Source organism: Ruegeria sp. BF8, assembly GCF_056538625.1.
Genome location: NZ_JBQFTL010000001.1, coordinates 1103418 through 1122983, shown reverse-complemented (window position 1 = coordinate 1122983; position 19566 = coordinate 1103418). Strand labels below are relative to the sequence as shown.

At 60.2% G+C, this 19566-nt stretch carries 16 protein-coding genes and 3 tRNA genes; 10 read left to right on the top strand and 9 right to left on the bottom strand.

Translation table 11 applies throughout. From position 1 onward, the window contains the following. Window positions 1–11: 11 nt before the first annotated feature. Together ACR0LD_RS05610 and ACR0LD_RS05605 are read right to left on the bottom strand one after the other, a co-directional pair. Window positions 12–290 carry an NfeD family protein gene (locus tag ACR0LD_RS05610; RefSeq protein ID WP_093962948.1) on the bottom strand — a complete coding sequence of 93 codons (279 nt, stop codon included), beginning with the start codon at window positions 288–290 and terminating at the stop codon, window positions 12–14. Further along, window positions 290–1180 carry an SPFH domain-containing protein gene (locus tag ACR0LD_RS05605; protein ID WP_170338815.1) on the bottom strand — a complete coding sequence of 297 codons (891 nt, stop codon included), beginning with the start codon at window positions 1178–1180 and terminating at the stop codon, window positions 290–292. The genes ACR0LD_RS05610 and ACR0LD_RS05605 overlap by 1 nt, the downstream gene beginning before the upstream one ends. A gap of 175 nt (window positions 1181–1355) precedes the next feature. Between ACR0LD_RS05605 and ACR0LD_RS05600 the strand changes: the two genes are divergently transcribed. From ACR0LD_RS05600 to lon, 3 genes are all read left to right on the top strand, one after another. After that, the gene (locus tag ACR0LD_RS05600) at window positions 1356–2267 is read left to right on the top strand and encodes a nucleoside hydrolase (RefSeq protein ID WP_480635895.1); all 912 of its coding nucleotides are present in this window, start codon (window positions 1356–1358) and stop codon (window positions 2265–2267) included. Between the two features lie 63 nt (window positions 2268–2330). After that, window positions 2331–3461 (top strand): tRNA guanosine(34) transglycosylase Tgt, encoded by a 1131-nt coding sequence (gene tgt / locus ACR0LD_RS05595; protein WP_170363557.1) that lies wholly within the window; start codon window positions 2331–2333, stop codon window positions 3459–3461. A 214-nt stretch (window positions 3462–3675) separates the two neighbouring features. Beyond that, window positions 3676–6084, top strand: a complete 2409-nt coding sequence (lon, locus tag ACR0LD_RS05590; protein WP_170357663.1) for an endopeptidase La — start codon at window positions 3676–3678, stop codon at window positions 6082–6084. A 47-nt stretch (window positions 6085–6131) separates the two neighbouring features. On the opposite strand, the gene ACR0LD_RS05585 is transcribed toward lon, so the two are convergent. Both ACR0LD_RS05585 and ACR0LD_RS05580 read right to left on the bottom strand, forming a co-directional pair. Continuing rightward, window positions 6132–7715: an APC family permease gene (locus ACR0LD_RS05585; protein ID WP_480635893.1), complete on the bottom strand. Its 1584-nt coding sequence runs from the start codon at window positions 7713–7715 to the stop codon at window positions 6132–6134. 95 nt (window positions 7716–7810) lie between these two features. Then, a tRNA-Val gene (locus tag ACR0LD_RS05580) sits at window positions 7811–7885 on the bottom strand. A 555-nt stretch (window positions 7886–8440) separates the two neighbouring features. On the opposite strand from ACR0LD_RS05580, the gene ACR0LD_RS05575 reads away from it, so the two are divergent. The 4 genes from ACR0LD_RS05575 (at window position 8441) to uvrA (ending at window position 12269) form a co-directional block, all read left to right on the top strand. After that, a tRNA-Asp gene (locus tag ACR0LD_RS05575) sits at window positions 8441–8517 on the top strand. A gap of 50 nt (window positions 8518–8567) precedes the next feature. After that, window positions 8568–8644, top strand: a tRNA-Asp gene (locus ACR0LD_RS05570). Window positions 8645–8736: 92 nt separating this feature from the next. Further along, window positions 8737–9306, top strand: coding sequence for a methyltransferase domain-containing protein (locus ACR0LD_RS05565; RefSeq protein ID WP_480635891.1), 570 nt, complete (start codon window positions 8737–8739; stop codon window positions 9304–9306). A 104-nt stretch (window positions 9307–9410) separates the two neighbouring features. Beyond that, window positions 9411–12269 (top strand): excinuclease ABC subunit UvrA, encoded by a 2859-nt coding sequence (gene uvrA / locus ACR0LD_RS05560; RefSeq protein WP_480635890.1) that lies wholly within the window; start codon window positions 9411–9413, stop codon window positions 12267–12269. A gap of 12 nt (window positions 12270–12281) precedes the next feature. Here uvrA and ACR0LD_RS05555 read toward each other — a convergent pair whose 3' ends face one another. From ACR0LD_RS05555 to ACR0LD_RS05540, 4 genes are all read right to left on the bottom strand, one after another. Then, window positions 12282–12671, bottom strand: a complete 390-nt coding sequence (locus ACR0LD_RS05555; RefSeq protein WP_480635888.1) for a hypothetical protein — start codon at window positions 12669–12671, stop codon at window positions 12282–12284. Between the two features lie 102 nt (window positions 12672–12773). After that, window positions 12774–13646, bottom strand: a complete 873-nt coding sequence (mmsB, locus tag ACR0LD_RS05550) for a 3-hydroxyisobutyrate dehydrogenase (RefSeq protein WP_480635885.1) — start codon at window positions 13644–13646, stop codon at window positions 12774–12776. Window positions 13647–13649: 3 nt separating this feature from the next. After that, window positions 13650–14684 carry an enoyl-CoA hydratase/isomerase family protein gene (locus ACR0LD_RS05545; RefSeq protein WP_480635884.1) on the bottom strand — a complete coding sequence of 345 codons (1035 nt, stop codon included), beginning with the start codon at window positions 14682–14684 and terminating at the stop codon, window positions 13650–13652. Between the two features lie 7 nt (window positions 14685–14691). Then, window positions 14692–15834 carry an acyl-CoA dehydrogenase family protein gene (locus ACR0LD_RS05540; protein ID WP_170338796.1) on the bottom strand — a complete coding sequence of 381 codons (1143 nt, stop codon included), beginning with the start codon at window positions 15832–15834 and terminating at the stop codon, window positions 14692–14694. Window positions 15835–16008: 174 nt separating this feature from the next. Between ACR0LD_RS05540 and ACR0LD_RS05535 the strand changes: the two genes are divergently transcribed. Beyond that, window positions 16009–16866: a hypothetical protein gene (locus ACR0LD_RS05535; RefSeq protein WP_170432852.1), complete on the top strand. Its 858-nt coding sequence runs from the start codon at window positions 16009–16011 to the stop codon at window positions 16864–16866. A gap of 3 nt (window positions 16867–16869) precedes the next feature. On the opposite strand, the gene ACR0LD_RS05530 is transcribed toward ACR0LD_RS05535, so the two are convergent. After that, the gene (locus tag ACR0LD_RS05530) at window positions 16870–17985 is read right to left on the bottom strand and encodes a carboxylate-amine ligase (protein ID WP_480635882.1); all 1116 of its coding nucleotides are present in this window, start codon (window positions 17983–17985) and stop codon (window positions 16870–16872) included. A 143-nt stretch (window positions 17986–18128) separates the two neighbouring features. Here ACR0LD_RS05530 and ACR0LD_RS05525 point away from each other — a divergent pair, with 143 nt between their 5' ends. Together ACR0LD_RS05525 and ACR0LD_RS05520 are read left to right on the top strand one after the other, a co-directional pair. Beyond that, a complete protein-coding gene (locus tag ACR0LD_RS05525) occupies window positions 18129–18974 on the top strand; it encodes a class I SAM-dependent methyltransferase (protein ID WP_480635881.1) in 846 nt (281 codons plus the stop codon). A 75-nt stretch (window positions 18975–19049) separates the two neighbouring features. Continuing rightward, the gene (locus ACR0LD_RS05520; protein WP_170338788.1) at window positions 19050–19526 is read left to right on the top strand and encodes a fasciclin domain-containing protein; all 477 of its coding nucleotides are present in this window, start codon (window positions 19050–19052) and stop codon (window positions 19524–19526) included. Window positions 19527–19566: the final 40 nt, after the last annotated feature.

The window sequence follows — 19566 nt, the reverse complement described above, 5'->3', positions numbered from 1 at the left end:
CGCCGCACCGGTCAGTCGTTGATATCATGGTCAAACGTCCTGACTTGCCCATGTGGCAGCGCGAACATGCGCCGCAGAACTAGCCATGCGATCAACGACAAGGTGGCGAAGATCAAAAGCAGGACGGGCAGGTTCGGGGCCAAGCCGGGGATGACCAGAAGGATTCCGGTGATAGCCGCGCCGATAGCGAAGCCAAGGAAGATGAAACCTGGCAAGGCCACTTCCAGAATGCCCAGCGCCAGTGCGGCTGCCAGCCATACCCACCACGTCAGCCAGAACGGATCTGCCATCATTTGCCTCCCTTGAGCATTTTGAAGGCGTCGCCAAACGCTTCGAGCGCATTTGCGGGCACAACAATCGTCTGGCTGCCTCCGCTTTTGCCCATCGCATTCAATGCCTCAACTTGTTTCAGCGCAACCTGATACTGGGCGGCTTCGATCCCATTGTCCTGGATGGCCTTTGCGACGACGCCGGTTGCATAGGCTTCCGCGTCCGCCTGAACGCGACGCGCCTTGGCGGCTTGTTCCGCAGCATACAGCTCGGCGTCGGCTTGGAGTTCGACCGCGCGTTTCTGGCCCTCGGCTTCGGTTACCTGAGCGCGACGGGCGCGTTCGGCATTCAACTGCTGCAGCATGGCGTCGCGGGTCGCCTGATCCAGGTTTACGTCCAGAATTTCGGCGCGGGTTACCTCGATCCCCCAGTCGTCAACTGCGGTTTCGACGCTTTCTTGAATGCGTTCAATCAGTTGCGCGCGATTTGACTGAACTTCGTCCAAGTCCATTTTGCCGATTTCAGCCCGCACGATACCAGCGACGGTCGTTGCGATGGCGCCGTCGACGTCCCGAATGCGGTAGACGGTCTTTTCAGGCTCGAGGATACGGTAGAAGACCGAAGTATCGATCTGCACCAACACGTTGTCCTTGGTGATTGCATCCTGCGTCGCATTGGGCAGCTGACGTTCCAAGATGGATATCTTGTGGCGTGCAACGTCCAGAAAAGGAACGATAAAGTTGATCCCGGGGCCCAGCACAGAGTGGAGGCGTCCGAACCGTTCGACCACGTATTTCTCGGATTGTGGAACGATCTTGATACCCTTGAGGATGATGACGACGACCAAAGCCGCCCCAAGCAGGTAGATGATGTTCGATGATAGCAGTCCGATGATCTGGTCTTCGGTCATTTCTGTCCTCATTTTTTGTGTACGATGGTATACATTTGGGGATTGAAGGTCTGAATTTCAACTCAGCTATGAAATGAACCGAACAGGATAACCATGCAAGGTAATTGGGACAAAGCACGGAGATTTCGGGTTGTGGCTGCTTTGCATCCGCCGTTGATTGCGCTATCGGGGCGAAATGAAACTGATTATCGACACTGACCCCGGCATCGACGATGCCATGGCGATCGCATATGCCGCCGCCGCCCCGGAAATTGACCTGATCGGCCTGTCTACGGTCTTCGGCAATACGCATGTCCAGCAGTCCAGCCGGAACGCACGGTTTCTGGCTCACAAGCTGGGGTTGGACATACCTGTGGCGCAGGGCGCAGCGTTTCCACGGGAAGCTGACGCACACACGCCCTCTAAGCACGTGCATGGGGATGAGGGTTTTGGCGATGTGGTCGATGTGCCCGAGATCGGCGCGAACCACGACCTGAGCGCAGCCGAGTTTCTGGTCGAGATGGCCCGGCGCCACAAGAAGGACCTGACGGTGTGTGCGGTTGGGCCGCTGACCAACATTGCCGATGCGATGCGTCTGGATCCGGATTTTTCTCAGAACATCGGCCAATTGGTCATCATGGGCGGTGCAGTCTTCTGTCCAGGCAACATCACCGAACACGCCGAGGCGAACATCTATCACGATGCGAGAGCTGCAGATGAGGTGTTCGCCCAGTCCGCTCCGACGGTTCTGGTAGGGCTGGATGTGACCTTGAAAACGCTCTATCGCGCGGCTGATTTCGAGGAACTGGCACGACGTGCGCCTCAAATCGGTGGATTTCTGAACGATATCTCTCAGTTCTATCTGAATTTCTACCGCGATGTTGCCGGGTTGGACGGCTGCGGTCTTCATGACTCGACGGCCGTCATCGCCTGTTCGCACCGTGCGATGTTCGAAACTCAAAAAACAGGTTTGAAGGTAGTAACCGAGGGGCCCGAGGTAGGGGCAACCCGGCCGGACCCGTCTCGCCCACCATTGCAGGTGTGCTGTGACGTCGTTGGTCAGCAGGTGGTGGACCTGTTCACGCAAAGGGTTGCCAGCTTGCCCTGACGGGTTGCATTGCGCGCTCCGATCGGGCAAAGCCTGCCCGGTTCAGCGACCCGAGGCGATGACATGACCCAGCGTTTCTCATTCGAATTGAAGGCCACCGACGGCAAGGCCCGCACCGGCGTGATCCACACGCCGCGGGGCGAGGTGCGCACGCCGGCCTTCATGCCCGTGGGCACCGCCGCGACGGTCAAGGCGATGATGCCCGAAAGCGTGCGGGCCACCGGCGCCGACATCCTGCTGGGCAACACCTATCACCTGATGCTGCGGCCCACGGCCGAACGGATCGACCGCTTGGGCGGCCTGCACAAGTTCATGAACTGGGAGCGCCCGATCCTGACCGACTCGGGCGGGTTTCAAGTGATGTCCCTGGCGGGCCTGCGCAAGCTGACCGAGAAGGGCGTGACCTTCAAATCGCATATCGACGGTTCCAAACACGAGCTGACACCCGAGCGGTCGATGGAGATCCAGCGCCTGTTGGGGTCGGACATCGTGATGTGTTTCGACGAATGCCCCGCATTGCCTGCCGACCGCGACCGGATCGCCGAGTCGATGCGCCTGTCGATGCGATGGGCCGAACGGTCGCGCGAGGCGTTCGGCGACCGGCCCGGCCATGCGCTGTTCGGGATCATGCAGGGCGGGTTGGAGCGCGACCTACGCGAGGAAAGCGCCGAGGCGCTGAAGGCCATCGGGTTCGAGGGATATGCCGTTGGTGGCCTCGCGGTGGGCGAGGGGCAGGAGGCCATGTTCGACTGTCTGGACTATGCGCCTGATTTCCTGCCGACCGATAAGCCGCGCTATCTGATGGGCGTGGGCAAGCCCGACGACATCGTGGGCGCCGTGGCGCGCGGGATCGACATGATGGATTGCGTGCTGCCGTCGCGCTCGGGACGGACGGGGCAGGTGTTCACCCGCCGCGGGGTCGTCAACATCAAGAACGCCCGCCACGCCGACGATCCGCGTCCGCTGGACGAACAGTGCACGTGCCCAGCCTGCTCGAATTACTCGCGCGCCTACCTGCACCATGTATTCCGGGCCAACGAAATGATTTCGGGCATGCTGCTGACCTGGCACAATCTGCATTATTTCCAAGAGATCATGCAGGGTATGCGGGACGCCATCGCCGCCGGTGCATTCGAGGTCTGGCAGGCCGAGTTCCATGCGCAGCGGGCGCTGGGTGATATCGAGCCGCTCTAACGGGCGTGTTGGGCGACCCAAGTCAAAATCAGTGGATATGTTGCCGCGATGCCTTGCAGTCGGGGAAACCTCGGGCCATTCTGATTTGTACAGGTAAGGCGACGAGGTTGAAATGGGGCGGTCCGCGCCCCACCTTTATCGTCCGAGAAAGGAGATGGCCGACGGCTGCCTGAAACAGGGGTCAGTGCCATCTTGCCAATGATAAGGATAGAGCATGCAAGAGCCTCTTAATTCCTCATACCCCGTTCTGCCGCTGCGCGACATTGTCGTGTTTCCGCACATGATCGTCCCGCTGTTCGTGGGGCGTGAAAAGTCGGTGCGCGCGCTGGAAGAGGTGATGCAGGATGACAAGCAAATTCTGCTGTCCAGTCAAGTTGATCCTTCCGTCGACGACCCGACCCAGGACGGTATCTACCGCAGCGGCGTTCTGGCAAATGTCCTGCAGTTGCTCAAATTGCCCGATGGCACTGTCAAAGTGCTGGTCGAAGGGCAGGCACGCGTCAAGATTTCGGAGTTCATTGAGAATGAAGAATTCTTTGAGGCCCGCGCCGAATACCTGACCGAAATTCCCGGCGACGTAACGACGACGCAGGCGCTTTTGCGTACCGTCGCCGATGAGTTCGAGCGGTACGCCAAAGTTCGCAAGAACATTCCGGAAGAAGCCCTGACCGCCGTCAGTGAGACAACCGATCCGGCGAAACTGGCCGATTTGGTTTCGGGTCACCTTGGCATCGAGGTCGAACAGAAGCAGGACCTGCTGGAAACGCTCAGCATCAGCGAGCGTCTGGAAAAGGTCTATGGCCTGATGCAGGGCGAGATGTCGGTTCTTCAGGTCGAGAAGAAGATCAAGACCCGCGTCAAGTCGCAGATGGAGAAGACCCAGCGCGAATACTATCTGAATGAGCAGATGAAGGCCATTCAGAAGGAGCTGGGCGATGGCGAGGACGGCGCGAACGAGATCGCCGAGCTGGAAGCCAAGATCGCCGAGACCAAGCTTTCGAAAGAAGCCGGCGAAAAGGCGGAAGGCGAGCTGAAAAAGCTCAAGAACATGTCGCCGATGTCGGCCGAAGCGACGGTGGTGCGCAACTATCTGGATTGGATCCTGTCGCTGCCTTGGGGCACCAAGTCTCGGGTCAAGAAAGACCTTGGCCGGGCGCAGCAGATCCTCGATGCCGATCACTATGGCCTCGAAAAGGTCAAGGAGCGGATCGTCGAGTATCTGGCGGTTCAGCAGCGCTCGAAGAAGCTTAAAGGCCCGATCATGTGCCTTGTCGGCCCTCCGGGCGTGGGCAAGACCTCGCTTGGCAAGTCGGTCGCCAAGGCCACGGGGCGCGAGTTCATCCGCATCTCGTTGGGTGGGGTGCGCGATGAATCCGAGATCCGCGGACACCGCCGGACCTATATCGGCTCGATGCCCGGCAAGATCATCCAGGCGCTGAAAAAGGCGAAAACCACGAACCCGCTGATCTTGCTCGATGAAATCGACAAGATGGGGCAGGATTTCCGTGGTGATCCGGCCTCGGCCATGCTCGAGGTGCTGGACCCGGAACAGAACAGCACGTTCATGGACCACTATCTTGAGGTCGAATATGACCTGTCGAACGTGATGTTCCTGACCACTTCGAACAGCTACAACATGCCAGGGCCGCTTCTGGACCGGATGGAGATTATCCCTCTGGCCGGCTACACCGAGGACGAAAAGCGCGAAATCGCAAAGCAGCACCTGATCTCGAAGCAGGTGAAGAACCACGGGCTGAAGGCTAAAGAGTTCGAGCTGACCGATGAGGCGCTGACCGCGATCATTCGCACCTATACCCGCGAGGCCGGTGTGCGGAATCTTGAGCGCGAGATTGCCAAGGTGGCGCGCAAATCGTTGACCCGGATCATCAAGAACGAGACCGACCGGGTTGTCGTGACGGCTGAGAACCTGCACGAGTTCCTGGGTGTACCCAAGTTCCGTTACGGTTTGGCTGAACAGGATGATCAGGTCGGCGTTGTGACCGGTCTGGCCTGGACCTCGGTCGGTGGCGACCTGCTGCATATCGAGGCGTTGAAGCTGCCAGGCAAGGGTCGGATGAAGACCACAGGCAAGCTGGGCGATGTGATGAAGGAATCCATCGACGCGGCTTCGTCCTATGTGCGGTCGATTTCGCCTCAGATCGGGGTCAAACCGCCGCAGTTCGACAAGATCGACATCCATGTGCACGTGCCTGACGGCGCGACTCCCAAGGATGGACCCAGCGCCGGCCTGGCGATGGTGACTTCGATCGTGTCGGTTCTGACCGGTATCCCGGTCCGCAAGGACATCGCCATGACGGGCGAAGTTTCGCTGCGTGGCAACGCCATGCCGATCGGCGGGTTGAAGGAGAAACTGCTCGCAGCTTTGCGGGGTGGCATCAAGACGGTGCTTATTCCGGAAGAGAACGAGAAGGATCTGGCCGACATCCCCGACAACGTGAAGGAAGGGCTGGAGATCATCCCGGTCAAGCACGTGTCCGAAGTTCTGGAGCGCGCACTGGTGCGCAAACCTGAGCCGATCGAATGGGACGAGGCCGCCGAAGAAGCCGCGGCCGCAGCGGCCAAGGCTTCGGATAACAGTGGACCTTCAGCCACGGCGCACTGATCCGAAAACAACGAGAAGGGCGGGGAATAATCCCCGCTCTTTCTGATTCAAAGCCCGATTACAGGTTTTGATGGGTCCAGAACTTCTTCCTCGTCTATGTAGCGCTGGAATTTCTCAGGGGGTAGGGCGGACCGGACTGCGATCCAGAAAATCGTCGATGACAGCAGAGCGCAAAACAAGATGTCCCACCCGAACGGGATCAGGTGCAGCGCGCCGTCTCCGAACTGACCAAGAAACGAGATCAACCCAAGTCCAGCCAGATAGGGCGCGAGCCACAAGGCCTGATTGAGATCCATCTGCTCCAGGCGTCCCCGAAACCGCGCCAAAAGCAGGAGCAGTCCGATCAGAAGGGTGATGCCCAGGCGCCAGACCGTATCCCAGCCGCTCCAGTAGACGATCAGAGTTGCAATCGCAAAGGCCAGCATTCCGACAAAACCAACCGCTGGAACGCGGATCGAGCGGGGCCTGTCTGGCAATAGGCTGCGCAGGCATACAACGGCGATGGGGCCGACGGCGAAGGACAGGACGATCGCTGCCCCGTTCAGGGCGATCACCGTCTCAAAGGGAATGGTCAAAAGGAAAAGAGTGCCAATCAGGAAGTTGAGCACCAGCGCCCAGATGGGCACGCCAAACGCCGACAGGTGTCGGATGCGCGCGGGCAGAAACCCGTTCTGCGACAGGGCCATCGCGATCCGAGCGTTCGAGCCGGTGGCCACGAGGGCGTTTCCGAACGGTCCGATCACCGAGCCGACGTTTAGGATGCTGATGAACCACAATATCCCGACGGACATTATTACCCCGTCCAAAGGGCCTTCTCCGGCAAAACTCAGCTTGGCCCAGCCCTGCGCCAGCATCTGAGGGTCGAGCGAGCCGATGAAAGCGATCTGCAGGCCCAGATAGATCGCCGCACACATGATTATCGACAATACAAGCGCCGCCGGAATGTCGAATTTCGGGTTTCGCACCTCGCCTGCCATGTCGACCACATGCCTGAACCCGATGAACGAGAAGATTACACCACCGGTCGAAACGGCGGCCATTATTCCCTTGAGCCCATACGGTGCGAACCCCTCGGGCTGCGTGAAGTTCTCGGCATTGAAACGTGAAAGGATCAGCACCACGGACAACAGGATTGGAATGGCCACTTTTGCGCTTGTTATCATTGTGTTGACCCGCGCAAAGAACTTTACGCCAAGCATGTTGATCAGGACGAAGAACACCATGAATGCCAAGGCCACAGCCTGTCCGGGCGCGGTCAGGTCACCAGATGGCGCATGCAGCCAGCGTGCATAGGGTGCGAGGTAGGACAGCATCGCCTCGACCTCGATCGGAGCGGTCGTGTTGTACCCGATCCAGGCAGTCCAACCCATCGTCATGGCGACGATATTGCCGTGTGAAAACTGCGGAACCCGAGCGATCCCTCCGGGGATCGGCAACATGGCAGAGATTTCGGCGAATGTGATGGCCAGAATGAACATTGCGACGGCCCCGATGACCCAGGACAAAACGGCCGCGGGGCCTGCGTGCTGAACGGCCAGAAGCGGCCCGAACAGCCATCCTGAGCCAATGATTCCTCCGACAGATATGAATGTCAGACCCACCAGGCCGATGTCGCGCTTTAGTTCGGCCATGCATGTCCCTGATTGCCATGCCGGTGCTGCACCGGCCCGAACTCAAGGATAGACGCCGAGTCTCATCCGTTTCAAGCATTGAAAAAGTGAGGGAATGGTGGGTGATAAGAGATTTGAACTCCTGACATCTTCGATGTGAACGAAGCGCTCTACCACTGAGCTAATCACCCGTAGGGCGGCGTATTACAGTGCTTTTTATCCGGCTGCAAGAGGGGAGATGCGCGGTATTTTCGCCATATCCGGACAAGACCGATTGGGTCCTGTGATTGGGCTTTTGCCCTGTCCGATAACTTTGAGCGTCTAACACGTGGCGCAGCCCACATGCGGTCAAAGCGGCGAGTCAGCTGCGCCAGAAATAAACCGAAAAAGTTAAGGCTTGGTATAAACCAGAAGCTGATCGCTGACCTCGTTCCGGCACTAGGAACCGACTGCCACGTGGACGGCTATGAAAGCCAAGCGAATTGTGTCGAGGCAGACTTTGGCGGCCAATTCGCAGCAGTAGATTCCGCCGCCTGACTATTCGTTTGCGAGGTCGCCGTTTTTTACGGCTCGGCGATGGCAACCAAGGGTTAGGGTGTCTCCGCGCCGGCGCTATCCCAAAGGAGCGTGCCAAACCCGCTTGGGAACAAAATTTCCGGTTCGCGCAAAAAACTTCAAAACGCCGCTTGACGATGCCCGGGCGTGGCCATAATACACCCCAACGTTCAGCAATGAACGGGCAGCGGGCGGTTGTAGCTCAGTTGGTTAGAGTACCGGCCTGTCACGCCGGGGGTCGCGGGTTCGAGCCCCGTCAACCGCGCCATCGCTGCCAGCCTTTGATCCGGGCAAACGGATCGACATAGACCCTAATGCGCGGTTGTAGCTCAGTTGGTTAGAGTACCGGCCTGTCACGCCGGGGGTCGCGGGTTCGAGCCCCGTCAACCGCGCCACTTCTCCTCAAAAGTCGTTGCGTTCCCTGTGGACACAGGGCTGCTTTTCTGGACAATCGGTCCCGGCAGGTAGCACGCAGTCGGGGTTTTCGATGGTCAGCTTGAACCGCGTCGTCATGGTTCGGGAAAGCAAGAAATGGATACGTAGTCTGGGGCCCGAAGCGCTGGACTGCGCCGAAATTTCGGGAAAATGGGGAACGCAGTTCGGATTCCGCAGCCATACCCAGATCTGGCATCGTAAACACGATATCTGCAAAGGCCCGCTGATGGATGAACGCGCGGAGGTTCGGCAATTCGATCTCATACTCGCCAATCAGGTCTGGGAACATCTTGACCGGCCCTATGAAGCCACTCTGAACGTGCTGGAAATGCTGCGGCCAGGAGGGTGGTTCTGGTTGGCCGTGCCGTTCTTCATCCCGTTCCATGCGGCTCCGCACGACTGTTCGCGTTGGTCGGCGCGGGGATTGCGCAACCTGCTGATCGAATGCGGCTTTGATCCGGAAAGCATTAAGGCCGCGCAATGGGGCAACCGCCAGGCGGCTTTGCGCAACCTCGAGCAGGTGTGGCCGCCCGTCTATGACCCTGAAACCGACAGTCTGGAGAATGACCCGGATTTTCCGATCTGTGCCTGGGCCATGGCGCGAAAGCCCGAAGACGGGTGACCAAGGCGGAGAAAATCTGCTCGTTCACACTTTGTTCTAACTTTTCGGTTGGAGACTCAGCGTCGCTCGCCTATCTCTAGGACACTTGTGTGTTGGGGGCCTGAATGGCTGAGCTGAAGAATATCGAGGTGCGCGGCGCGCGCGAGCACAACCTGAAAAACATCGACGTGGACATTCCGCGCGATCAGCTGGTTGTCATCACGGGTCTGTCCGGGTCAGGAAAGTCGTCGCTGGCATTCGATACGATCTATGCCGAGGGTCAGCGCCGCTATGTCGAAAGCCTTTCGGCCTATGCGCGCCAGTTTCTGGACATGATGGAAAAGCCCGATGTGGATCACATTAGCGGCCTGTCCCCGGCGATCTCGATCGAGCAGAAGACCACGTCGAAAAACCCACGCTCGACCGTGGGAACGGTGACCGAGATCTATGACTATCTGCGCCTGCTGTTCGCGCGCGCAGGCACGCCCTACAGCCCTGCCACCGGTTTGCCGATCGAAGCCCAGCAGGTTCAGGACATGGTCGATCGGATCATGGCGATGGAGGAGGGCACCCGAGGCTATCTGCTGGCGCCCATCGTTCGCGACCGCAAGGGTGAGTACAAGAAAGAGTTTCTGGAACTGCGCAAGCACGGGTTCCAGCGCGTCAAGGTCGATGGCCAGTTCTACGAACTGGACGAGCCGCCGACGCTGGACAAGAAGTTCCGCCATGACATCGACGTGGTTGTTGACCGGATCGTCGTGCGCGAGGGGATGGAGACCCGCCTGGCCGACAGCCTGCGCACCGCGCTGGACCTGGCCGATGGCATCGCGATACTGGAGACCGCCCCGCGCGAGGGCGAGCCCGAGCGCATCACGTTCTCCGAGAATTTTGCCTGTCCGGTCAGTGGGTTCACCATCCCCGAGATCGAGCCGCGCCTGTTTTCGTTCAACGCGCCCTTTGGGGCTTGCCCGGATTGCGACGGGCTGGGGGTCGAGCTGTTTTTCGATGAACGGCTTGTGGTGCCCGATCAGACCTTGAAACTGTATGACGGCGCACTGGCCCCATGGCGCAAGGGCAAGTCGCCCTATTTCCTGCAAACGATCGAGGCGATCGCGCGCCACTATGAGTTCGACAAGAACACGCCGTGGAAGGATCTTCCGGCGCATGTGCAGCAGGTGTTTCTGCATGGCTCGGGCGATGATGAAATCCAGTTCCGCTATGACGAAGGCGGACGGGTCTATCAGGTGACCCGCAGCTTTGAAGGCGTTATCCCGAACATGGAGCGCCGCTATCGCGAAACCGACAGTGCGTGGATCCGCGAGGAATTCGAACGGTATCAGAACAACCGTCCCTGCCACACTTGCGAGGGCTATCGCCTGCGCCCCGAGGCACTGGCGGTAAAGATTGCCGGGCTGCATGTTGGCCAGGTGGTCGAAATGTCGATCAAAGAGGCTCTGGCCTGGGTCGAGGACGCGCCGAACCATCTGAGCGCCCAGAAAAACGAGATTGCCCGCGCGATTCTGAAAGAGATCCGCGAGCGGTTGGGGTTTCTGAATAACGTTGGTTTGGAATACCTTACGCTGTCTCGTTCAAGTGGTACCCTGTCAGGCGGCGAAAGCCAGCGCATCCGGCTGGCCAGCCAGATCGGCTCGGGCCTGACCGGCGTGCTTTACGTGCTGGACGAACCCTCGATCGGGTTGCATCAGCGCGACAATGACCGCCTTTTGGGCACGCTGAAGAACCTGCGCGATCAGGGCAACACCGTGATCGTCGTCGAGCATGACGAGGAAGCCATCCGCGAAGCCGACTATGTGTTCGACATCGGCCCCGGTGCCGGCGTGCATGGCGGGCAGGTGGTCAGCCACGGCACGCCCGAGCAGATTGCGGCCGATGCGGCCTCGATCACCGGGCAGTATCTGTCGGGTGTGCGGGAAATTCCGGTGCCCGCCGAGCGGCGCAAGGGGAACAAGAAAAAGGTAACGGTCGTAAAGGCTTCGGGCAACAACCTCAAAGACGTGACGGCCGAGTTTCCGCTGGGTAAGTTCGTCTGCGTGACCGGGGTGTCCGGCGGCGGCAAGTCAACCTTGACGATCGAGACGCTGTTCAAGACCGCCTCGATGCGTCTGAATGGTGCGCGTCAGACGCCTGCGCCCTGCGAAACGATCAAGGGGCTGGAACATCTGGACAAGGTGATCGACATCGACCAGCGGCCCATCGGGCGCACGCCACGGTCGAACCCGGCCACATATACCGGCGCCTTCACCCCGATCCGCGACTGGTTCGCCGGTCTGCCCGAGGCGAAGGCGCGGGGCTACAAGCCCGGGCGGTTCAGTTTCAACGTCAAGGGCGGGCGCTGCGAGGCCTGTCAGGGCGACGGAGTCATCAAGATCGAGATGCATTTCCTGCCCGACGTCTATGTCACCTGCGAGACCTGCAAGGGCGCGCGTTACAACCGCGAGACGCTCGAGATCAAGTTCAAGGGCAAGTCCATCGCCGACGTGCTGGATATGACGGTCGAAGACGCGCAGGAGTTCTTCAAGGCCGTACCCTCGATCCGCGACAAGATGGATGCGCTGGCACGCGTGGGGCTGGGCTACATCAAGGTCGGCCAGCAGGCCACGACCCTGTCGGGCGGCGAGGCGCAGCGAGTCAAGCTTTCGAAAGAGCTGGCAAAACGTTCGACGGGCCGGACCCTGTACATTCTGGACGAGCCCACAACCGGCCTGCATTTCGAAGATGTGCGCAAGCTGTTGGAAGTGCTGCATGAACTGGTCGATCAGGGCAATACTGTCGTCGTGATCGAACACAATCTGGACGTGGTGAAAACCGCCGACTGGATCATCGACATCGGCCCTGAGGGTGGCGATGGCGGCGGCGAGATCGTTGCCGTGGGCGCCCCGGAAGAGGTCGCCGAATGCGAGCGCAGCCACACCGGGCGATACCTCAAGCCGATGCTGAACCCCGAGCGCGTGGCGGCCGAATAGGGCGCCTGCGCGTCAGTACAGAATATCCGCCACCGCGCCGATAAGGTTCAGCACTTTGCGCGTATCGGGGTCGATTCTGTAGACGTAGTCGCCCGCGCGAACGTAGTTGCCGCCACGTTTCAGGCCATAGCGGTACGGATCGTCGATCCAGACATAGTCGCGATCAATCCGGTCTCCGACCTTGTACCAGTTCTTGGCCTGACCGGGCGGGACGCAGGGCACGGCCTTCTTGGCCAACCCGGGCGGGCATTTGGCAACGGATTTTGCGCCCTTCTGCGGGGCCACACGTTCGACCGAGAACGTGTCCTTGGTCTTTCCCTTGCCTTTGCCGTTGTCAGCCAGTGTCGCGACCGGGGTCAGAGACAGGCCGGCAAGCAGTGCAATATGCATAAGTGTCTTCATGGGCGGTTCCCCTCGGTTCGTCGCGCCGTCATGCCGCGTTTCCCGATATTTTGGAATGACCGCCCGAAGTGCAAGCCCTGGGCGGCGAAATGCCGCCCAAGCTCAGCTGCGGCCGCGCTTTTCGAACCGGGGCAGCATGGCCGAGAAATCCATTCCCTTGCCGTCTTCGGCTTCGACGAACTGTTCGTAAAGCGCAGTGGCGATCTGGCCCATCGGCGTGTCGGCGTCGGCGCTTTCGGCGGCCTGCTGGCTGAGCCGCAGGTCCTTGAGCATCAGCTCGGCAGCGAAACCGGGCTTGTAGCCGTTGTCCGCAGGTGACTGCGGCCCGACACCGGGGGCGGGGCAATAGGCGTTCATGCTCCAGCTGTAGCCCGACGAGGTGCTGACCACGTCGAACATCTTCTGCCGGTCCAGACCCAGTTTGTCGGCCAGGGCAAAGGCCTCGCAGGTGGCGATCATGGTGACGCCCAGGATCATGTTGTTGCAGATCTTGGCGGCCTGTCCAGCGCCCGCCGTGCCGCAATGCACCGCCTTCTGGCCCATGATCTCGAACAGCGGAGCCGCCTTGGCAAAGGCCGCGTCCGATCCGCCGGCCATGAAGGTCAGCGTGCCGGCGGCCGCGCCACCGATTCCGCCCGAAACGGGCGCGTCAACGGCCAGAAGCCCGGCCTGTTCAGCTTGGTCCGCCACGGCGCGGGCGCTGTCCACATCGACGGTCGAGCAGTCGATGAATACCGCGCCTTTCTCCATGTGTGGAATGATCTGATCGGCCACCGCGCGCAGGATGTCGCCATTGGGCAGCATGGTGATGACCGCCTCGGCCCCGCGGACCGCATCAATGGCCGTTTCGGCCTTGGTCACGCCCTCGACCGACACGCCCGCGGTGTCAAACCCGGTCACGTCGTGACCGGCCTTGGCCAGATTCGCCGCCATCGGCGCGCCCATGTTGCCCAGGCCAATGAATCCGATCTTCATGTTTCACTCCTCCTCGAATGTCAGCGTGTCCGCGCCCAGCGGCATCAGCATCCGTGATACCCCCGTGGCCGGTACGTTCATGTCCGCAAACTGCCATTTCGGGTTGCGGTCCTTGTCGATGATCTGCGCCCGGATACCTTCGAGAAAATCGCCGTGCTCCATCGACCGGAAGGTGAAGCGGTACTCCAGCTCCAGCGCCTTGCGCATGGTCAGGGCGGGGCCGCGCAGGCGGTGCAGCATCTCGATAGCGCAGGCCATGGACAGCGGCGAATTGCGGCCCATCGCCTCGAGCGCGCCGCGGGTGAATTCGGTGTCGCCATTGCGCAGGTCGGTCAGCACATCGCCCAGGGTTTCACCACCGAAGAAACGGTCGATGTCGTCCTGCGGCAAGGTGCGGTCCGGGGCAGGGGCGGCGTGTTCGGCCAGCAGGTCGGCTTGGCCCGAGGCCTCGAGCATCTCGATCATGTCGGGCCATTGCTCCTGCGGGATGAAGTGGTCGGCGAACCCGGCATAGATCGCGTCGCCCGGACCCATGCGCGCGCCGGTGACGCCAAGATATTCGCCCAGCCGCCCCGGCGCCAGCGCCAGCAGCAGCGACCCACCCACATCCGGCACCAGCCCGATCGAACATTCGGGCATCGCGATCTTCGAGCTTTCGCCGACGATCCGGTGCGTCCCGTGACAGCCGATGCCCACGCCGCCGCCCATGGTAAAGCCTTGCAGGAAGCTGACCACCGGCTTGGGATATTCGAAGATCATCGCGTTCAGACGGTATTCATCGCGCCAGAATTTCTGCCCATAGGCATAATCGCCCTTGGTGCCCGTTGCGTACAACTCGGCGATGTCTCCGCCCGCGCAAAAGGCCTTTTCACCCACGGCATCAAGGATGACCAGTTCGACCTCGTCATCCTCGCGCCAATTGCGCAGGGCGGTGTCGATGGCAATGCACATCTCGTAGCTCAGCGCATTCAGCGCCTTGGGCCGGGTCAGGGTGATCCGGCCGGCGCGGCCCGTGGTGCGAATGTCGATATCGGACATGGAAACCTCAGCGATGGGCGAGCAGTTGGCGGGCAACGATCACGCGCATGATCTCGTTCGTGCCTTCCAGAATTTGATGCACGCGCAGATCGCGCACAAGCTTTTCGATGCCGTAATCGGCCAGATAGCCGTAACCGCCATGCAACTGCAGGCACTGATCGACCACTTTCGATCCGGTCTCGGTCACGAATTTCTTGGCCATCGCGCAGAATTTGGTGGCGTCGGGCGCGCCCTGATCCAGCTTCCATGCCGCCTGTCGCAGAAAGGTGCGGGCGGCCTGCAGTTCGATCTCCATGTCGGCCAGCCGGAACTGCAGGGCTTGGAACTGGTCGATGGTCTGACCGAAGGCCTTGCGCTCGGACATGTATTGCAGCGTCATGTCCAGCCCCGCCTGTGCCGCGCCTAGCGAGCATGAGGCGATGTTCAGGCGCCCGCCATCCAGACCCATCATCGCATACTTGAACCCGTCGCCCTCGGTCCCGACAAGGTTTTCGGCCGGGATCTTGCAGTCGTCGAACTGGACCTGCGCGGTGGGCTGGCTTTTCCAGCCCATCTTCTGTTCCAGCGCGCCAAAGCTGAGGCCCGGCGTGCCGTCCTCGACATAGACGGTCGAGATCCCCTTGGGCCCGTCGCCGCCGGTGCGAACCATGCAGACATAGGCGTCGGAATAGCCGCCGCCCGAGATGAAGGCCTTGGTGCCGTTCAGCGTATAGCCCTCGTTGGTGCGCTCGGCCCGCGTCTTGAGCGCCGCCGCGTCGGAACCCGAGCCCGGTTCGGTCAGACAATAGCTGAGCACCGTGTTCAGGCTGAGAACGTCGGGCATGATGCGTGATTTCAATTCATCGCTGGCAAAGCTGTCCAACATCTTGGCGCACATGTTGTGGATCGACAGAAAGGCCGCGACCGAGGGGCAGGCCATCGACAGTGCCTCAAATACCAGCGTGGCGTCGAGACGGGTCAAGCCCGAGCCGCCGCTTTCTTCGGACACGTACAGTCCGCCAAAGCCCAGTTCACCGACCTTGGGCCACAGATCCTTGGGGATGGTGCCCTCGGCCTCCCACTGGCGGGCGAAAGGTGCGATCTGTTCTTGCCCGAACGCGTAGGCCATATCGAAAATGGCCGTCTGTTCCTCGGTCAGCGCGAAATCCATGGCCGGTCTCCCCCTTGTGGCGACGTGAATTGAACGACTGTTTATTTATTGCGCAATCCTTACAGAAATTTTTCACGCGGAGCAAACCCCGTGATGCACATGCGCCGGATTTGGGCGATTGCCAAAAGGCGGTTATGCTGAGCCATTCGTTTTGGTGATTGATCGGAGTTGTGGATGTCGAATTACAAGATGGCCGTGGTTGCGATACACGGAATGGGCAGCCAGTCGGTCGGACCGAACCAGCCGTCCTCGGTGCCGACGTTTTCGAGCGACTTGCACGACCGGGTGGGGCGGCAGTTGGGCCAGGACATGAGCAAGGTTGCCTGGCACGAGGTGATCTGGGCGCAAATCCTGCAGGGCCGGCAGATGGACTATCTGAACAGCATAAGCCCCTATACGGGCTATGACCGCACGCGCCGTTTCGTTGTGTGCAACCTGTCTGACGCAGCATCCTATCGCCCGACCCCCGACGGCAGCGACAAGACCTATACCGCGATCCATGAACGAGTTGCGCAGGTGATACGCATCGTCCGGTTTCAGATCGGCGAGCGCGCCCCCATCCTGATAGTCGCTCATTCCTTGGGTGGGCACATTATGTCGAACTACATCTATGACCTTCAACGCCATCTGCGCCACGGTGGATTGCCGCAGCACGGCGTTCCGGTGGAGGACATGCAGACAGTGGCCGGGCTGGTCACGTTTGGCTGCAACATCCCGATCTTTCTGTTCGCCTATCCCGAACAGGACATCACGCCGATCCAACGCCCCAACCAGGAATTGCCACTGACCCTGCAATTCCATAACTGGTGGCAGAACTATTATGACAAGCACGACGTTCTTGGCTTTCCCCTCGGACCGATCGCGCCCAGCTATGGGCAGCTTGTCGGGACGGGTGAGATCACCGATCAGGCTATTCGGGTCGGGAATGTCCTCACCGGATGGAATCCGTTTTCGCACAATGGGTATTGGAAAGCCCGCAGCCTGTACGAGCCCGTGGCCGACCGGATCAGACAGATCCTGAATGCGGTATGAGAGTCACAGATCAGCGTGGAATTCGTCAATCAGGTGTCGGACCACGGCCTGGCCTGGATCGTTGCCATTGGCCAGCGCTTCGGCGTGAACGCGACGCTGCCGCGTGGCCGAGGTGCCGCTCTCGGCAATCTGACGCAAACGGGCCAACTCGGCCATGGTGCCCAATGCTTCGGCATCTTCGGCCAGCATGCCCATCAACTCGCCCATCAGGTCGGGCATCGGTTTGATCGAGCGGTCTCCGAAGTCGATCAGACCTTCGCCCACGCCGTAGCGCTGCGCGCGCCAACGGTTTTCGCCGATCAGGAACCGATCATATTGCCGCCATCGCAGGTTGCGGTCTTTCAGACGGCAGAGCATTCGGGTCAGTGCCTGCACCATGGCCGCCAGCGACAGCGCATGTTCCATGCGAGGCTGCACATCCATGATCCGCGTCTCGAGCGTCGGATAGCTGTGCGACGGTCGAAGGTCCCACCAGATTTTCGAGGTATCCTCGATTACGCCCAATTCGACCAGGACACCGGTGGTGCGCTCGTATTCGGACCAGCTGCCAAAAACAGGGGGCAGGCCGGTGCGGGGCAGGTTGTCGAACACCGTCAGGCGATACGAGGACAGCCCGGTATCCTGTCCGTTCCAGAATGGTGATGAGGTTGAAAGCGCCAGGAGGTGGGGCAGAAAATAACATAGTTGCGGCAGGATATCGGCGCGCTGCGCGGGATCGTCCACGCCGACATGCACATGCATCCCGCAGATCAGCATGCGCCGGGCGACACCCCCCAGCGCGTGTTGCAGGTTGTCATACCGCTCTTTTCGCGTGTGGTGCTGGTCTTTCCAATCCGCAAAAGGGTGGCAGGATACAGCGATGGGAGACAGGTTGTGCTCGGCGGCGCGCTTGGCGACACAGGACCGCAGCCGTCTGAGGTCCTCACGCGCGGACTTGACCGTCGTATGCGGGCGGGTTCCAACCTCGATCTGGCATTGCAGGAATTCCGGGCTGACCTGGCCTTCAAAATCCGCCTGGCAGGCCTGCATCAATGCCTCGGGCGCCTGCGCCAGTTGCAAGCTGTCGCGATCGACAAGCAGGTATTCCTCTTCGATGCCGATCGTGAAATCCTGCTGCATGTGCGGGCCTCCCGTTCCCTTTTGGGATCAGTGAATACGGAATCCGCTCTTTTGCCAAGGCTTTGGCGCCATCGACCTTGCGCTGACCCGTGTGCCGACGGTAAGCACCGCAGAAGCCAGACAGATAATCGGAGCCTTATGTCGTGAAACCCAGGAAATTCCCGAAGCTCAATGCATTCTTGGACAGGTTCGGCACACGGTTGATCGACAAGGCCCCCGAGCGGGATGAGCGGGCACGGCTTGAAGCATTCGAGCGGGCAGGCGGCCTGACGCGACCGGCCTATGCCCTGTCTCCCGGGATGGAAAGGTTCGATATTGCCGAACTGGTCTCAGAATATACGGTCCATGCCGAAGCACTGGCTGCTTTGAAGGATCCTGAGCGGAACCAGACCGGCTACCGGATCGGCAACGGGTACTACGACAGTCCGGACGCCGACGCTCTGTACTTGATGATCCGACGGTTCAAGCCGAAACGCGTCGTCGAGGTCGGATGTGGAAACTCCACCCGAGTGACCCGGCAAGCTGTTCTAGACGGCGGCTTGGAAACGCGGATCACGGCGATCGACCCGTATCCGCGCGCAGACATCGCGCATGTTGTTGATCAATTCGAACAGAAACGACTGGAAGAGGTCGACGCATCCGTGTTCGATCAGCTCGAGGCCGGAGACGTTCTGTTCATCGACTCGAGCCATGTCGTGCGCATGAGCAATGACGTAGCGCATCTGTTCTGCCGCATCATTCCGAACCTGAAACCGGGCGTCGTGATCCATGTCCACGATGTTTTTTTGCCCTATGAATACCCCAAGCGGTTTTTCTATGACTGCCCGGGTTGGGGCGAGCAGTACATGCTGCACGCTTTGCTGCAATCTGGTTCTTTTTCAATGCTTTGGCCCGGTTTTTACCTTCAGCAGGCGCGCCCCGATGCCGTCGAAGCGTTGCCTTTTCTGACTGAAGGCCGCGCGCAGAGTATTTGGGTTCAGAAGCGGTAAAGCAGATTTTTTCGTGATCCGCTTTTTGAAAGCGCGCGTACCCCTTTCCATATCACGCTGGAGAGGAGACTAAACATGTTCCGTCGTACATTCATGGGTGCCGCAGCCGCCGTCGCACTCGCACTGCCGATGAAAGCCCAAGCCGCAGACATCGTGGACACCGCAGTTTCGGCCGGGTCGTTCAACACGCTGGTTGCCGCTGTTCAGGCCGCCGGTCTGGTGGACACGCTGAAGGGCAAAGGCCCCTACACGGTGTTCGCGCCCACCGATGAAGCGTTCGCCGCTCTGCCCGAGGGTACAGTCGAGACGCTGCTGATGCCCGAAAACAAGGATCAGCTGGTCGCCATCCTGACCTATCACGTTGTGCCGGCTAAAGTGATGTCGGGTGACATCGCTGGTAAGCGGGCCAAGGTTCTGACCGTTCAGGGCGAACGTCTGAGCGTCAATGCCAAGAACGGCGTCAAGGTCGACGGAGCGAATGTTGTTCAGGCCGACATCGAAGCCAGCAACGGTGTCATCCACGTCGTCGACACTGTTCTGATCCCCGAGTAATCAAGACACTCGCCACAAAATCAAAGCCCCGGTCGATCGG

What these genes read in the sequence shown, in the direction of transcription:
- ACR0LD_RS05610 (WP_093962948.1), bottom strand. Translation starts at nt 290, where the DNA reads ATGGCAGATCCGTTCTGGCTGACGTGGTGGGTATGGCTGGCAGCCGCA.
- ACR0LD_RS05605 (WP_170338815.1), bottom strand. Translation starts at nt 1,180, where the DNA reads ATGACCGAAGACCAGATCATCGGACTGCTATCATCGAACATCATCTAC.
- ACR0LD_RS05600 (WP_480635895.1), top strand. Translation starts at nt 1,356, where the DNA reads ATGAAACTGATTATCGACACTGACCCCGGCATCGACGATGCCATGGCG.
- tgt (WP_170363557.1), top strand. Translation starts at nt 2,331, where the DNA reads ATGACCCAGCGTTTCTCATTCGAATTGAAGGCCACCGACGGCAAGGCC.
- lon (WP_170357663.1), top strand. Translation starts at nt 3,676, where the DNA reads ATGCAAGAGCCTCTTAATTCCTCATACCCCGTTCTGCCGCTGCGCGAC.
- ACR0LD_RS05585 (WP_480635893.1), bottom strand. Translation starts at nt 7,715, where the DNA reads ATGGCCGAACTAAAGCGCGACATCGGCCTGGTGGGTCTGACATTCATA.
- ACR0LD_RS05565 (WP_480635891.1), top strand. Translation starts at nt 8,737, where the DNA reads ATGGTCAGCTTGAACCGCGTCGTCATGGTTCGGGAAAGCAAGAAATGG.
- uvrA (WP_480635890.1), top strand. Translation starts at nt 9,411, where the DNA reads ATGGCTGAGCTGAAGAATATCGAGGTGCGCGGCGCGCGCGAGCACAAC.
- ACR0LD_RS05555 (WP_480635888.1), bottom strand. Translation starts at nt 12,671, where the DNA reads ATGAAGACACTTATGCATATTGCACTGCTTGCCGGCCTGTCTCTGACC.
- mmsB (WP_480635885.1), bottom strand. Translation starts at nt 13,646, where the DNA reads ATGAAGATCGGATTCATTGGCCTGGGCAACATGGGCGCGCCGATGGCG.
- ACR0LD_RS05545 (WP_480635884.1), bottom strand. Translation starts at nt 14,684, where the DNA reads ATGTCCGATATCGACATTCGCACCACGGGCCGCGCCGGCCGGATCACC.
- ACR0LD_RS05540 (WP_170338796.1), bottom strand. Translation starts at nt 15,834, where the DNA reads ATGGATTTCGCGCTGACCGAGGAACAGACGGCCATTTTCGATATGGCC.
- ACR0LD_RS05535 (WP_170432852.1), top strand. Translation starts at nt 16,009, where the DNA reads ATGTCGAATTACAAGATGGCCGTGGTTGCGATACACGGAATGGGCAGC.
- ACR0LD_RS05530 (WP_480635882.1), bottom strand. Translation starts at nt 17,985, where the DNA reads ATGCAGCAGGATTTCACGATCGGCATCGAAGAGGAATACCTGCTTGTC.
- ACR0LD_RS05520 (WP_170338788.1), top strand. Translation starts at nt 19,050, where the DNA reads ATGTTCCGTCGTACATTCATGGGTGCCGCAGCCGCCGTCGCACTCGCA.